The sequence below is a fragment of the Bradyrhizobium sp. 21 genome (assembly GCF_023073335.1).
GTDB lineage: Bacteria > Pseudomonadota > Alphaproteobacteria > Rhizobiales > Xanthobacteraceae > Bradyrhizobium.
This window is the reverse complement of the sequence record NZ_JADPJG010000019.1, coordinates 15,709-28,982: the sequence shown is the minus strand read 5'-3', so window position 1 is coordinate 28,982 and position 13,274 is coordinate 15,709. Positions and strand designations below refer to the sequence as shown.

15 protein-coding genes and 1 pseudogene are annotated in these 13,274 nt (G+C 60.6%); 7 read left to right on the top strand and 9 right to left on the bottom strand.

Annotated elements, in window-relative coordinates:
* Positions 1-103 precede the first annotated feature (103 nt).
* Positions 104-694, bottom strand: a complete 591-nt coding sequence (locus tag IVB31_RS19175; protein ID WP_247325141.1) for an NAD(P)H-dependent oxidoreductase — start codon at positions 692-694, stop codon at positions 104-106.
* Between the two features lie 50 nt (positions 695-744).
* Complete coding sequence (locus IVB31_RS19170; RefSeq protein WP_247325138.1) at positions 745-1,692, bottom strand: helix-turn-helix domain-containing protein; 948 nt, start codon at positions 1,690-1,692, stop codon at positions 745-747.
* Between the two features lie 296 nt (positions 1,693-1,988).
* On the opposite strand from IVB31_RS19170, the gene IVB31_RS19165 reads away from it, so the two are divergent.
* From IVB31_RS19165 to IVB31_RS19155, 3 genes are read left to right on the top strand one after another with little or no spacing between them, the layout of a single operon-like run.
* Positions 1,989-3,095 carry a DUF2336 domain-containing protein gene (locus tag IVB31_RS19165; protein WP_247325591.1) on the top strand — a complete coding sequence of 369 codons (1,107 nt, stop codon included), beginning with the start codon at positions 1,989-1,991 and terminating at the stop codon, positions 3,093-3,095.
* Positions 3,092-3,412, top strand: coding sequence for a PilZ domain-containing protein (locus IVB31_RS19160; RefSeq protein WP_247325136.1), 321 nt, complete (start codon positions 3,092-3,094; stop codon positions 3,410-3,412). Before IVB31_RS19165 ends, IVB31_RS19160 begins: the two co-directional genes overlap by 4 nt.
* Positions 3,413-3,460: 48 nt before the next feature.
* On the top strand, positions 3,461-4,582 hold the full coding sequence (locus IVB31_RS19155) for an HD domain-containing phosphohydrolase (RefSeq protein ID WP_247325135.1): 1,122 nt from the start codon (positions 3,461-3,463) through the stop codon (positions 4,580-4,582).
* A 28-nt stretch (positions 4,583-4,610) separates the two neighbouring features.
* On the opposite strand, the gene IVB31_RS19150 is transcribed toward IVB31_RS19155, so the two are convergent.
* Both IVB31_RS19150 and IVB31_RS19145 read right to left on the bottom strand, forming a co-directional pair.
* The gene (locus IVB31_RS19150; protein WP_247325134.1) at positions 4,611-4,814 is read right to left on the bottom strand and encodes a hypothetical protein; all 204 of its coding nucleotides are present in this window, start codon (positions 4,812-4,814) and stop codon (positions 4,611-4,613) included.
* A gap of 130 nt (positions 4,815-4,944) precedes the next feature.
* On the bottom strand, positions 4,945-5,622 hold the full coding sequence (locus IVB31_RS19145; RefSeq protein WP_247325133.1) for a nitroreductase: 678 nt from the start codon (positions 5,620-5,622) through the stop codon (positions 4,945-4,947).
* Between the two features lie 125 nt (positions 5,623-5,747).
* Between IVB31_RS19145 and IVB31_RS19140 the strand changes: the two genes are divergently transcribed.
* On the top strand, positions 5,748-6,710 hold the full coding sequence (locus IVB31_RS19140; RefSeq protein ID WP_247325588.1) for an alpha/beta hydrolase: 963 nt from the start codon (positions 5,748-5,750) through the stop codon (positions 6,708-6,710).
* 51 nt (positions 6,711-6,761) lie between these two features.
* On the opposite strand, the gene IVB31_RS19135 is transcribed toward IVB31_RS19140, so the two are convergent.
* Entirely contained in the window at positions 6,762-7,133 is a 372-nt protein-coding gene (locus IVB31_RS19135) for a nuclear transport factor 2 family protein (protein ID WP_247325132.1), read from the bottom strand.
* Between the two features lie 98 nt (positions 7,134-7,231).
* Here IVB31_RS19135 and IVB31_RS19130 point away from each other — a divergent pair, with 98 nt between their 5' ends.
* The 3 genes from IVB31_RS19130 (at position 7,232) to IVB31_RS19120 (ending at position 9,478) form a co-directional block, all read left to right on the top strand.
* On the top strand, positions 7,232-7,795 hold the full coding sequence (locus IVB31_RS19130) for a TetR/AcrR family transcriptional regulator (RefSeq protein WP_247325131.1): 564 nt from the start codon (positions 7,232-7,234) through the stop codon (positions 7,793-7,795).
* Between the two features lie 104 nt (positions 7,796-7,899).
* Positions 7,900-8,148 (top strand): hypothetical protein, encoded by a 249-nt coding sequence (locus IVB31_RS19125; RefSeq protein ID WP_071914505.1) that lies wholly within the window; start codon positions 7,900-7,902, stop codon positions 8,146-8,148.
* Positions 8,149-8,389: 241 nt separating this feature from the next.
* Positions 8,390-9,478 (top strand): type II asparaginase, encoded by a 1,089-nt coding sequence (locus IVB31_RS19120; RefSeq protein ID WP_276576614.1) that lies wholly within the window; start codon positions 8,390-8,392, stop codon positions 9,476-9,478.
* Positions 9,479-9,499: 21 nt separating this feature from the next.
* On the opposite strand, the pseudogene IVB31_RS19115 reads toward IVB31_RS19120, so the two are convergent.
* The 4 genes and pseudogenes from IVB31_RS19115 to IVB31_RS19100 form a co-directional block, all read right to left on the bottom strand.
* A pseudogene (locus tag IVB31_RS19115) lies at positions 9,500-9,940 on the bottom strand (MBL fold metallo-hydrolase); the annotation flags it as partial.
* Positions 9,940-10,878, bottom strand: coding sequence for an OmpA family protein (locus IVB31_RS19110; protein WP_247325119.1), 939 nt, complete (start codon positions 10,876-10,878; stop codon positions 9,940-9,942). The gene IVB31_RS19110 and the pseudogene IVB31_RS19115, both read right to left, overlap by 1 nt.
* Before the next feature lie 14 nt (positions 10,879-10,892).
* Entirely contained in the window at positions 10,893-11,264 is a 372-nt protein-coding gene (locus IVB31_RS19105; RefSeq protein ID WP_247325117.1) for a hypothetical protein, read from the bottom strand.
* A 395-nt stretch (positions 11,265-11,659) separates the two neighbouring features.
* Positions 11,660-12,046, bottom strand: coding sequence for a hypothetical protein (locus IVB31_RS19100; RefSeq protein WP_247325116.1), 387 nt, complete (start codon positions 12,044-12,046; stop codon positions 11,660-11,662).
* Positions 12,047-13,274 lie beyond the last annotated feature (1,228 nt).

Below are 13,274 nucleotides of genomic sequence, written 5' to 3'. Positions count from 1 at the left end.
CGGCAGAAACGCCGAGTTCCCATGCAATTCCATGCGCTCAACGGGTTAGCGCACCAAATCGCCGACGGCAACCGCGACCAGCGCGGAGCAGGGCTACGCGCCCTCAATACGGGGGTGCCTTGCGTGCCCGCTGGGCCTTGGCGGCTTCGATCCACCATGCGAGATCATCGGCGAAGCGCGGGAACGAGCGCTCCAGCGCCTTGCCGCCCTCGCCGATCGGCTCGCCCGCCTCCGACAGCGTCTGCGCGATCGGACCGACGCCGATGGTGCTCGATACCACCACCATGCCCATTTCCGACAGCGTGCCGTGCCAGGCGGTCGAGGCGCGCGCGCCGGACAGCCGGCCGGCGGAATAGCTGACGATCGCCGCCGGACGCCAGAACCACTCTTCGAGGAAGTGGTCGGTGAGGTTCTTCAACCCCGGCTGGATGCCCCAATTGTATTCGCCGGTGACGAAGACGAAACCGTCCGCGCCGCGGATCTCTCCGGCCAGCTTCTCTAGCGCCTCGGGTGCGGAGCCCTTGGGATATTCCTTGTACATACGATCGAGCATCGGCAGGCCGATCGCCTTGGCGTCGATGAACACAACGTCGTCGCCACGCTTGCGCAGACGATCCATGATGAAATTTGCCAGTCGGATGCCCATGCGGTCGGACCGGTAGGAACCGTAGAGAACGAGGATGCGATTGCTCATGGACGCAGTCTAGCACGGAACGGACGGATGACCCCAATCCATTTGTCCCGCTATCGACCTCGGCCGCGCTCGAGCGTTAGCGATGGCATCTCGCCGAACTGATCGCGATAGCTTCTGGAGAAGTCGCTGAGATGCCAAAAGCCGAACGCCAGGGCCACGGCCTTGACGCTGTCGGCGCCAACGAGCAGCCGCTGGCGCACCAGCCACAGCCGGCGCAGGCGCAAATAGCGATGCAGGCTCATGCCGCGATAGCGGCGGATGACATCATGCATGGTGCGTACGGGCAGGTTAAGCTTGCGCGCGATCGCCTCGCTGTAGATCGGCTGCGAGAGGTCGTCGGACAGAAGCACGTGAATGTCCCGGAAAATCTTGAAATTCCGCTCGTCGTTGGGACGCAGGGTCCATCGCGCGGGGACAACGCTGTCGAACGCGTCATCGACGGCTCCAAGCAGCGACTCCTTCATGGCTGCGGCCTTCAACGGCACCTCCGCAGCACCGACAGGTTCCGACGCGGCAGCCAGCACCTCCCGAACCATGCTGCGCAGCCGGTTCAGGCCCAGGACCGACGTTTCAAAAATCTTGAAGCTCGAGACCGCGTGCGGCCAGCCGCGATCCGTCACCTCCGGCCTGAATACCACCGAGGCAATTTGCCGCTGCACCTCCTCGATCGTGGTGTAGGCGGCGCCGCCATTGCCGATGACTATGACCGGTCGGGCGCGCTGCGAGCCATTGAAGCGGACGGGCACGTTGAGGTCGTCCATTGTGAACCCGATCGCGGTGCAGTTTTCGACGAGCTGCGCGTCAACGACGCGGGGAAACGCGCGCGTCAAATTCACATCGCAGCCGGGCAGCGACAGAATTGTCTGCTCGGCCGAAATCCTCCGTACGAAGGGCGTGAATTCAAAATTCAGGCCGCGTATGGCATTCCGAAATTCATCGGCGTCGGAAAAACGAAAAGTCCTTGGCGCCAACCCGGGCGCATCATCAATAATGTTCATGGCAATACGAAGCGTCGCGCCGCGACAGACGCGCGCCCGGCGACGATGCCGGCTTCCCCCTTTCGGCGTCCCGTTAGACCGAAAGAATCATCTTAATCCATCTCGATCAGTTGGCGAAGGTTCCGTTGAAAGGACCAGTCGCCGGATCGAGCGTCGCCGAATTTCGATATCGTTTCCCGCAGCATCGGCGGTGCACCAATACCCGGGCGCTCAATCTCTAAATTTCAAATTAACGCCTGTGGGACGCAATGGAAGTCATTGGTTAGTCGAAATTCATTTTGAAACAGGCCCCTGCCCTGATGGCAAATTCGCCTGCTGATATTCTGGTCGAACTGGAAGATGCGGTCGCAACGTGTCCGCTGGACCGCTGCGGGCGCATCCTTTCCGGTATTATGCAGCTGCTCACGGGCAGCGGCGACCGGTCTCAGGAATTGCTCTGCGGTGTGGTCGACGGGGTTCTGCTGCGATTGGCGGAACGGGTCGATGCCATCGCGCTGATCAAACTCGGTGCCGCGCTTGCCGAACTCAAGGCAGCTCCGCCGGAGACGTTGCGGCGCCTCGCCTCGCACGACGATGCGGACGTGGCGTGTCCCGTCCTGCTCAGATCTCAGGCACTCGCCGCAGCTGACCTCGTGGTGATCGCAGCCTCCCGTGGCGAGCGGCATCTACGCGCGATCGCCGCCCGCAACGCGATCGAGCCCGCCGTGACCGAGGCGCTGATCAGGCGCGGCAGCTCAATCTGCCTTGAGCTGATCAAGAACCCGGGGACCGAATTTTCCGACGCGGCTTATGACGCGCTGGTCGCGAAGGCGGAGCAAGACGGCGAGATCATGAAGGCGCTGGCGCTGCGGCCCGGCACGCCGGACCTGGTCGTGCGAAAGCTGCTCTCGGCCTCACCCGGCCCAACGAAGACGTCCAAGCCCAACGCATCGGCAGTTTCGCCCGCGCAGGTGCCAGCACCGGCTCCTCTCAAGCCACCCTGCCCGGCCGACTATGCGGGCGCACGGCCGGAGATCGTCGCCCTCAACCGCGTCGGCAAGCTCAACGATTCCACGGTGAACCGCTTCGCGATCCGCGGCGAGACCGCCAATCTGTTCACGGCGCTGTCGGTGCTGTCGGCGGCTCCGATCGAGATTGTCGAGCACGTCATGACCGATGACGACTGCGAAGGACTGGTCATGGCCTGCCGGGCGTCACGGCTGAACTGGGCAACCACGCTTGCTATCCTCACCAATCGCAGCGGCACACGGCTCTCCTATGCCGAGCGCGAACGCGCGCAACGGATCTTCGAGACGCTGCTTCTGTCCACCAGCCAATGGACAGTGCGATGGGGAGAAATAGCGGCGACCGCCAGAACAAGCGATCTGGGAAATCGCGGCGCGAAGGTGGGGGTTAGTCGATGAAGTTCGATGGCCGTAAAGCGCAGCGCGTAAAAATGGACCACAAGCAGCCCGTCAATTTGATGGGCTCGGACGGCACGTGGCGGCGCAGTTGCGTTCTGCTCGACATATCGCAAAGCGGTGCAAAGATCGAGGTCGAGGGCACGCTCGACGTGCTCCAGGCCAAGGAATTCTTCCTGCTGCTGTCCTCGACGGGGCTCGCCTACCGGCGCTGCGAATTGGTCTGGATCGACGGCACCACGGCCGGCGTGCACTTCGTCACCGCAGACAGCAAGAAGAAACCGGCAGCTGCCGCGCAGACTGCCGCTCAGAGCAAATAGGCCCCAGGATTCATCAGCCCCTTCCACTCAACATAATTCAGGTCAACCGTGCAGAGCGCGCGAATTATATCCCGCCCCGTCAAAGGCGACGGCGGCATCCGAGAGAAGGAAGCGGCACGCCGGTTCGTGCATGTGCTGGCTGATTCCTCAGACAAATTGTCGAGCGTCTGTTCGATTCTCGAGCAGCAGTTTGCCGTCGCAGGCGAACGGCTCGACGCAGAAGCCAAGCTGTCCCAGGTGCCGTTCGCGATCGTCATCCGTGCGGAATTGCGTGACGTCCACATCATTGCGGCCATCAAGAAGCGAGCCGCAAAGCTCGCGAAGGCAACGAAGCGCATCTTCCTGGTCGAGCACTCCTCTCATATGAGTATCTCGCAAGCCTACGCGCTCGGGGCCACGCTCGTCCTTCCCGGGACGATCGACAAGATCAAGCTGCTGGCAGCGCTGGCTGATCCTGCTGAAGAAGCGTCTGCGTCCTCAAGTGATGCGCGGCAGCCCGACAATGCCGTCGAAACCGCCGCAACCGCCATCGCCTCGATGTTCACGGCCGTCACGCTCGGCGAGCCCCTCGACATCGACGGTACAAAGGAAGCCGGCCGCCAGATCGCCGATCGCATCACCCAGCATGGCCTGTCGGAATGGCTCATGACGGTGCGGCGCCATCACGAGGGGACCTACCAGCATTGTCTCCTCGTCACCGGCGTCGCAATCGACTTTGGCCTGAGCCTCGGCGTCGGCAGGCCCGATCTGGCGCGCCTGTACACGGCGGCCATGTTCCACGACATCGGCAAGGCCCGGATCCCGCTTGCCATCCTCGACAAGCCCGGCCGTCTCGAACCGGAGGAACGTGCCATGATCGAGACTCACCCGGCGGCGGGCTACGACTTTCTGAAAGACCACGACAAAATCTCGCCGGAGATCCTCGACGCCGTGCGGCATCATCACGAATTTCTCGACGGCAGCGGTTACCCGGATGGGCTCTGCGCCGAGAACATCGGCGATATCGTGCGCATCCTGACGATCTCGGACATCTTCGCGGCCCTGATCGAGCACCGGCACTACAAGCCGACCATGCCACGGCCGGAGGCCTACAACATTCTCTGCGGAATGAGTGGAAAGCTGGAGAAAGCTCTGGTAGCCTCGTTCAAACACGTCGCGCTCACCCGGTAAGCGCGTCAGACCCATCCCGAACGCGGGCCTAGTGCGTGGCCCGGTACTTGGCGCGGCGCGGGATCGACCGGCAGGCCAGCCCTTCGGCCAGCTGCTTCATATCCTCGCGTTTGCCGCTGCGGATCAGCCGGCCCAACTCGTCGGGTGTGAAAGGAAGACTTGGATCATCATCGATCGGGCGCCGCACCCGCGGGCCGAACAACCGCCGAACCAGGCTAGCCAGCCGCCGCATGTCAATTCCCTCGCGCCAGCAACAAACCTTTCAATCCGCACATTGTTCCTCCTGCACGATCGAGATTGCAAGAGGCGGCTTAACCTCCGCACCAAAAATTTCGGCGAGAGAATAATCCCGTCTGCGTGCATCAATCGGCAAAGCCGACATAGCGGACGAAATCGTCGTTACCCTCGCGATCTGAGCGCACCGCGTTCGCGGCAAAGTTGTCGTCGGGATACCCCATCGCGACGCAGGTCATAATCACCTCGTCCTCCGGAATGCTTGCGACCTCGCGCACGATGTCGGAGCGCATGATGCCCTGCCCGTTGATCACCGAACCGAGACCGCGGTCCCAGGCCGCGAGCACGATGCCGTAGCAGAGCGCGCCGAGATCAAAATGGCAGACCGCGCCGGGATCGAGCACGCGGTCGTAGGTCAGGACCAGCGAGACCGGCGCGTCGAACTGGCGGAAGCCGCGCAGCACCCAGTCCTGGCGCATCGGCTTGTCGTCGCGCGCGATCCCCATCGCGCTGAACAATTGCTTGGCGATGTCGACCTGCCGGGTGCGGTGAACGCCCTGATATTCGCCGTGGCTGATGATGTCGCGCTTGACCTTGGCGCCGCCGATCATCTCCTCCATGTTGCGCTGGCGCAGCGCTTCCAGCGGGCCGCCCGTGAGCACGTGGATGTGCCAGGGCTGGGTGTTCATGGACGACGGCGCCCGCTTGGCGCTCTCGATGATCGCCTCGATCACCGCGCGCGGCACCGGCTCGTTCCTGAAACCGCGCACGCTGCGGCGCGACTGGACAAGATTTTCGAATTCCACTCTTTGACCTCCCTGCCGGTTCATCCGGCATCGCACGATGCGAGCGGTTGCCGATGCGCCGCGCAAAATCTATGCTAACCCGCAAGCAAGACCAAGAACCCTGTGAGGATCCCATGAAAGCCAACATGGCCGCACCGCTCGATCCCGTCATTGCCCAGATCATTCCGCTGCTGCCGATGCGCGATCCCACGGCGATGACGCCACAAAGCGCCCGCGATTCCTTGCGCGCACTCGCTGCCGCGCGCGCCGCCATACCGCCGCCGCCCGTCGACACAGTCACGGACATCAAGGTGAAGGGCGGCGGCGGCCCGGTCGACGCTCGAATCTACAGGATCGGTATTGGGCCAGCGCCGACCGTGGTGTTCTTCCATGGCGGCGGCTGGGTCGCGGGCGACCTCGAGACTCACGACCGGCAGGCGCGCAACCTTGCGATCGAGACCGGCGCCGTCGTTGTCTCCGTCGACTACCGGCGTCCCCCGGAGACGCGCTTTCCCGGTGCCTTCGAGGACGCCTTCGCGGCGGTGAGCGACGTGTTTGGCCGCGTCGCGGAATTTGGCGGCGATGCAAAACGCCTCGGCGTTGCCGGTGACAGCGCTGGCGGCAATCTCGCTGCCGCCACCGCGATCGCCTGTCGCGACGCCGGCATTGGGCTCGCCGCGCAACTCCTGGTGTATCCCGTGACCGACGTCCTCGGGAGTTATGCGGACGCGCGCGAGAACGCACGCTTCCCCTCGCGCGCCGAGAACGCCGAAGGCTACTTCCTCTCCCGCGCCGTGATGGAATGGTTTTGCGGCCATTATCTCGCCGAGCCGGCTCACGCGACCGACTGGCGCGTTTCACCGCTGCGCGCCACCTCGCTCGCCGGCGTCGCGCCCGCGATCGTCACCACCGCCTGGTTTGATCCCCTGCGCGACGAGGGCGCAGCCTATACACGGGCGCTGGAGACCGCCGGCGTGCGCGTGAAACATCACGAGGGCGCCGGCCTGATCCACGGCTATTTCGGCCTTGGCGACGCCTCGGACGTCGCGCGGGCCGAGGCGCAGCGTGCGCGGGCCGACTTTAAGGCTCTCCTCGCGCGGGGGATCTGACGCAGGGCCTGAACCGCGGCGAATTCGCTCCTTTGCGCCACCGGTTAGCGATCACGATTTGGCAGCGGGCACTTCGAAGAATCCGGTCGCCTGAACGAGCCGACCGTCGTCACCAAAGCGGCCAAAGCTCTCGCCCTTGACGAACACTTCGCCAATACCGTCGTACATCGTCCAACGAAAAAGGCCTTGCTCGTGGTGTTCGAGGAAGCTGTCATTCCTGAAATAAGCTCCCGGAAACTTGAGCTGTGTTTGACTGATGCGGACCATCAAGGCGTCGCGCCCCTCGATTTGCGACCCAGGATCCGTGTACACGCAATCCGCGGCTATGCTTTGTTCGAGCAGGCGACGGCGCTCGGCCTCGTCAACGGGGCCCCACGCGGCTTGATAGGTGTTCCAGGTTTTAAGACGTGCTTCATCGTTCATCTTGCAGAATCTTCCCCTTCGGTGCGGCGTCCGACTAATTGACATTTTTTGTTTTTTTGTCAAGATTGGTCGAGTGGTGATTTCATCGCGTGAGGATCATGTCTCGTTCCAGTGTTTCGAAAGAGGAGCTCGCTGTCGAAGCCGCAACGGAGGTTTTCTCGCGCTACGGTTACGCCCGCGCGACGATGGGCGATATCGCGGCAAAGGCCGGGATATCGCGCCCGGCGCTCTACCTGTTCTTTCCCGACAAGGATGCCGTGTTCGCGGCAGTGATCCGGAGCATGGATGAGGGGAAACATCGCGAGATTCTCGCAGCGATCGGGAGGCTCGACGGACTTCACGCCAAGCTGCTCCACGCCTGCAAGTCGTGGGGATGCCACGGCTTCGACCTGGCGGAAGCGCATCCTGATGCGGCAGATCTTTTCGATCTGCGTTTTCCGGCGGTTCGGAAGGTTTATGACAATTTCCAGTCGCTAATCGCCGACCTCATCCGCGATCAGGTGCGATCGGCAGGCGTGGCGGACGAACCAGAGGTGCTGGCGCGCTGCCTCGTTTTCGGCATGCGGGGGCTGCGTGAAACCGCGAGGAACGGCAAAGACATGCGACGCCTGATCGCGGTTCAGGTCGCCATGCTCGTCAGAAGCATCGATGCAAAGATCTGAGATGCGCCCATCGAAAAATCGATGATGCGCGCCGATCCTGCTTGATTGCGCCACGATTCACGGCTCCAATCCGTTCGCCATCTTTTTGGTTTAGGGAGACAATCATGATGAAGCGGATTTTCCTGGCTGCGATCGTTGCCACCTTTGCGGCGGGTTCGGCCTTCGCGGACGATACCTGCGAGAGCAAGGCGGTCGGCAAGGACGGCAAGGCTCTCGCCGGCGCCGCCAAGACCTCGTTCATGAAGAAGTGCAAGGCGGACGCGTGCACGCCGAAGGCCGTCAGCGCCGACGGCAAGCCGCTCGCCGGCGCCGCCAAGAACAGCTTCATGAAGAAGTGCGAAGTCGGCGCGTAAGGCGCCGCAAATTCGCTGCTTCTTTAGCGGGCAATCGCCAAACGAACTGCGTCATGGCCGGGCAGAAGCGCGTCTTCGCGCTAGATGTCCCGGCCATTCGCGTCTGTGTTTCCGGGGTCCGCGCCCAAACCAAACCATCCGAAAGAATCGCCACCCTAGACAGAAGGCGTCCGCTGACCGATCATGGAGTGCTGGGCGAATTGGGGCGCATCGACGAGGCTTCGAGCAAAGGGTGGTCGAGATGTGGCAGTTTCGAGTGCGTGATCACATGATGGCGACAATGGGCGTGTTTGCACTGCTCATCAGTCTTGACGTTGCGAATGCAAGGGGCCCCGGTCTGCCCAACGTCATGGTCCTGGCCACCGGCGGCACGATCGCCGGCAGCGGTGCGAGCAGCACCACTGTGGTCGGTTATACCGCAGCCACGGTCGGCATCGAGACTCTCCTGAACGCCGTCCCCGAGCTGAAAACGGTGGCCAACGTCAAGGGCGAACAGGTTTTCCAGATCGCCAGCGAGAACATGAACAACGACTACTGGCTGAAGCTCGCAAAGCGCGTCAACACGCTCCTCACGCAGGACGACGTGGACGGGATCGTGATCACGCACGGGACCGACACGATCGAGGAAACCAGCTATTTCCTGGACTTGGTGGTGAAGAGCAAGAAGCCTGTCGTCGTCGTCGGCGCGATGAGGCCATCGACGGCGATCAGCGCGGATGGGCCGATCAACCTCTTTAATGCGGTGATCCTCGCAGGCAGCGAAGAGGCCGTCGGCAAGGGCGTGCTCGTTGCCCTCAACGATCAGATCAACGCGGCGCGCGACGTCACCAAGAACAACACCTCGACGGCGGACACTTTCCGCACCCCTGAGCTCGGCTTTCTCGGCTACATGCAGGGAAACAAGCCGTACTTCTATCGTCAATCGACCCGACGACACACGGCGGACTCCGAATTTGACGTCTCCAGCCTCGATACCCTGCCGCAGGTCGATATCGTCTATGGCTACGCCAACATGAACCGGGTCGCGCTCGACGCGTTTGTCGCCGCAGGGGCCAAGGGGATCGTGCACGCCGGCGTGGGTGATGGCAGCCTTGCCCGGCCCGCGGTCGAGCCGGCGCTCGACGAAGCCCGCAAGAAGGGGGTCATTATCGTCCGGAGCAGCCGCGTCGGCAACGGCATCGTCGCGCGCAACGGGGAAGCCAAGGACGACGAACATGACTTCGTCGTCTCGGATACGCTGAATCCCCAAAAGGCGCGCATTTTGCTGATGCTGGCGCTGACCAAGACGACCGACACCAAGGAGATCCAGCGGATGTTCTACACTTACTAAACCGTCCGACGAACGGTCGCCCTACTCCCGCTTGAAACGGTAGTCAAAGGCGGCGCCGAGCGGCTTGATCAGCCCGACCGTCGGCGCCGGAAAATGAATCGGCAGGATCAGCGTGTCGGTGTCGGCGACGGAGGCAAAGAATTTTCGCCGCGACACGGCGGACTGCCTGGCATCCCAGTCCGGCTTGGCCGACCAGTCCGGCTCGCGGCACTGGATCTGGTGATGCATGAGATCGCCAGTCACCACAGCGCGTTGCCCTTTCGAGATGTTCACGCAGCAGTGGCAGGGCGAATGCCCTGGCGTCAGCGTCAACGTCACGGTGTCGTCGAGCGCATAGTCGTCGTCCACCAGCAGCGCCTGACCTGCCTCGACGATCGGCAGGCAATTGTCGCGAAACACGGTGCCCGGCGGCTTGTTGCCTTTGGCGTTCTCCGCCTCCCAGGCCGCGTATTCGCCCTTGTTCATTGCACCGCCAGTTCAACACGGCGATTTTTTGCACGGCCATCTTCAGAATCGTTCGACGCTATCGGTTTTGACAAACCGGCCCCCTCTGATGAAAGCCTTGCCCTATCAATTCCATAGCCTTCCGCCAGTGCGGCCAGCACGTTAGCGGCGCGGCGCTGCGACAGATCAAGATTGTAGGCTTCGCCGCCCTTGTTGTCGGTGTGGCCGATGATCTTGAGCCGCATTTGTGGTTTGTCCGAGAGTGCCTTGGCGATCTCGTCCAGCGCAGGCTTCGATTCCGGTTTCACTACGTCTTTGTCGAAATCGAACAGGATTCCATAAATGTTGACGCTGCCTCGCGTGGCCAGGGCATCACCGATCTTGTTCTGTATCGGCTTATCTTCAACGATGCGAACAAAGGCGACGGACTTTTCCTTGTCCTCGCCAATCAGGACCCCGACGGTTGCGCCGTCGCGTTGAGCCAGCAAATAGCGCGCATGATCACCATAGGCGGTTGAAACGACATTCGTGGGATCAAGTTGCTCGCCCAGAACGTACGTTCCCGTCACGCTGCCGCTCAAACACTCCTGATCCACGCAGGAGAAAACGACTTTGAAACCGTTCGATTTGAGCCGTGCTTCATAGTTCGACGCCGCTTCAAGGGCCGAGGTGTTATCCTTCAGTTCATAGCGGATCTCGTTCGTCTTACCCGTTTTCTTAAGCCACTCTGGACCGGAACGGTCTTTCAGAGCGTTCCGGTCCAGCAAAGCCCCGTAGTCGTGCGGGGTCTTCAGGAAGACCAGTTCGTCGAAATCCTTCGCCTTGCAGTAGGCGATTGACGAACCTTCGTACCGGCCCGTCAATGCATTGTCCTTGCATCCTGCGGCGTCATCAGCGCGCGCCGCAAAAGGAACGCCAAGGAAGAACAGGCAGGCGAGCACCTTATGCTTCATCATGGCCGTTACACCCTTCAACGCATGGTGTGATAGAACGTCACCCAGGGACCGCAGTTGGAATGTGGCGGGAAACCACCGCGGCTGCAGGCCTGAATGGAATACTCAATATCCAGCGGGCGCGACGTTGGGAGAGAGCCGAACGAAAAGCCGCGCTCGTTTCGTCCGACTTCGAATTGGTGCCCCCCGCCGTTGGCGATAAGCCAAGGCGAGCGGACGTTATAGTGATCTACGTTGCTATAGGTGCTGGTGAAATCGACCGAATGTCGACGGCCGTTGTCATGACCGTTGACGCAAAATCCTTCCTTGCAACCGGCGGAGGCTGGTGTCGCGAGAACCATGGCACTGAGCAGTGTCACGCCAAAGACGCGAATTACATTGAAGTTCATTTCTGGATCGTCCTTCGGTCCGATGTTTCCTGACGCGGGCTATCTGGTGGTGTGCGAAAAGCTCATCCAGGGCCCGCAAGTACCCGGTCCGCATGCCTGGATTTGGTACTGAGAGGTCACCGCGCGAGCGCTGCCGATCTCGAATTCAAACACACGAAAGTGGGTCGTGAAGGAGCGGCCCGCTGCCTTCACCTTGTAGAACGGCGCTGAGCCCTCGTGGGCGAATATCACCCGAGTGGATATTGCCCAGATCCTGCCCATGCATGCAGAAACCTTGTTTGCAACCGGGAGGGCGGCAGTTGGCGAAACAGCCAAAGCAGCGAAGGCAAGGCTTGCGAGCGACGGCAGAATATCCGCGTGTCGATATCCGGGCATCTAGCTACCCCACGCAACTATCACTGAATCGCGTGATGAAATGTTGTCCATGGTCCGCAATTCGAATGCGGAGGAAATCCGCCATAGGCGCACGCTTGTATTGAATATTCGATCGTAACTGGCCGCGTGGATGGCAGGTCGATAATTGTGAAGCTCCGCACGTTCCGGCCCACCTCAACCTGGCTGGAAAAGACGCTACCAACGATGTTGAGAGGCGGATTAACCCGCGCATTGTAATGATGGACGTTCGAGTTGCTGTTGGTGAAATTCACTACATGTTGTTTGCCTATGTCGCGACCGCTGACGCAAAAACTCTCTCTGCAGCCTGCGTAGGCTGCGGCCGGCCCCAACAATATCGTCGCGCAGATAAATCCGGTGACGCTCAATGCGGAAAGAGATTTTTTCAAGATACTTCTCCTGTCAGAAACACTTTTGTCTTGGCATCAACCGCCGAACTTGGTGGGCGAGGCGTCTGCGGGCAACCGATTGCAATGTGACGGGATACTCTGACACTGATGCATTCGAGGCTTCGTCTTTCATTATTGAAAAGCAAGCCTCTGAACCAAACCTGATGATCACGAAAACATCTTCTCTCACAACACGAAGGGCGTCGTCTTAGCAGGAAGCGGCCCACCGACAATCCCGCGGCTAATAGATCGATTTGAGGTGATCCAGCCACATCACTACGCGTCAAATCGCAGGGGCGATTCGGCTTTTGAAAAAAGATATCGTTAGACCGAGACGCCCAAGCCGTCTGGCGGGATGCCTATTGCGATTTACTATTTCCATGACCCGGACACGATCATACCATAAAATGAAGTCACAACCTTCGATAGCAGCGGCGGCTGTACCGATCCAGATAGTAATAGGCTGGACAGCGTCGCTGGTTAGTTCCGGGAATCCGGTGCGAAGGGAGAGATCCCGGGCCCTGATTGAATTTCTCAGGGTGAGCTCCACCGATCGATCCGCCTCCCGTGGCCGGGTTGTCGTAGGCTAGAGCGCCGCTCACCAGCGTCCCGCTCAATGATAATGCAATGATGGTACTCAGGACATACTTCATAGCGCAATACTCCGTTGGAAAATCGGAACTTGGTAGAATTGAAAGAGAGCTTCGCAAACGGTGTAATTCTACGTGAAAGTCTATTTTGCGCAATCTGGAACTGATAAAAAGTTTGGAGAAGTTCAATCGCGAAATGGATGCGTATATTGCACTCATTTCTCGAAGTTCGACTTGTCGCGAGAAAATTGGGAGCCACTCGATGCCCTGTTTGAAGTGTGCAGGTGAACTGCAGCCCGGGTTTATTCCAGATGTCGGGTATGGTTCTGTCCAAGCCAGTAGTTGGTACGAGGGGCCACCTGACAAGAACTGGATGGGCAATGTTAAGGTAAAAGGGAGGGCCTGCATTCCAATTGTAGCCGAGCGCTGCGTGGAATGTGGATTTTTGGAATTGTATGCCAGGAGCTGATCCGATGCGCAGGGAACCGGAAGGTCAATGAATGCGAGCCGGCAGGTGGTGTCTTTTGACTGCCTCCCCGGTGAGCCTTTAACAGGTTGAACACCCGAAGTTTTTGCGCAGCAACTGTTAAGTGGTTTGGAGTCGATATCGTTTGATTTGGCATGCTGTAGATCGGCGT

What these genes read in the sequence shown, in the direction of transcription:
- IVB31_RS19140 (WP_247325588.1), top strand. Translation starts at nt 5,748, where the DNA reads ATGGCCGCACCGCTCGATCCCGTCATTGCCCAGATCATTCCGCTGCTG.
- IVB31_RS19150 (WP_247325134.1), bottom strand. Translation starts at nt 4,814, where the DNA reads ATGCGGCGGCTGGCTAGCCTGGTTCGGCGGTTGTTCGGCCCGCGGGTG.
- IVB31_RS19135 (WP_247325132.1), bottom strand. Translation starts at nt 7,133, where the DNA reads ATGAACGATGAAGCACGTCTTAAAACCTGGAACACCTATCAAGCCGCG.
- IVB31_RS19130 (WP_247325131.1), top strand. Translation starts at nt 7,232, where the DNA reads ATGTCTCGTTCCAGTGTTTCGAAAGAGGAGCTCGCTGTCGAAGCCGCA.
- IVB31_RS19105 (WP_247325117.1), bottom strand. Translation starts at nt 11,264, where the DNA reads ATGAACTTCAATGTAATTCGCGTCTTTGGCGTGACACTGCTCAGTGCC.
- IVB31_RS19160 (WP_247325136.1), top strand. Translation starts at nt 3,092, where the DNA reads ATGAAGTTCGATGGCCGTAAAGCGCAGCGCGTAAAAATGGACCACAAG.
- IVB31_RS19170 (WP_247325138.1), bottom strand. Translation starts at nt 1,692, where the DNA reads ATGAACATTATTGATGATGCGCCCGGGTTGGCGCCAAGGACTTTTCGT.
- IVB31_RS19125 (WP_071914505.1), top strand. Translation starts at nt 7,900, where the DNA reads ATGATGAAGCGGATTTTCCTGGCTGCGATCGTTGCCACCTTTGCGGCG.
- IVB31_RS19175 (WP_247325141.1), bottom strand. Translation starts at nt 694, where the DNA reads ATGAGCAATCGCATCCTCGTTCTCTACGGTTCCTACCGGTCCGACCGC.
- IVB31_RS19110 (WP_247325119.1), bottom strand. Translation starts at nt 10,878, where the DNA reads ATGATGAAGCATAAGGTGCTCGCCTGCCTGTTCTTCCTTGGCGTTCCT.
- IVB31_RS19120 (WP_276576614.1), top strand. Translation starts at nt 8,390, where the DNA reads ATGTGGCAGTTTCGAGTGCGTGATCACATGATGGCGACAATGGGCGTG.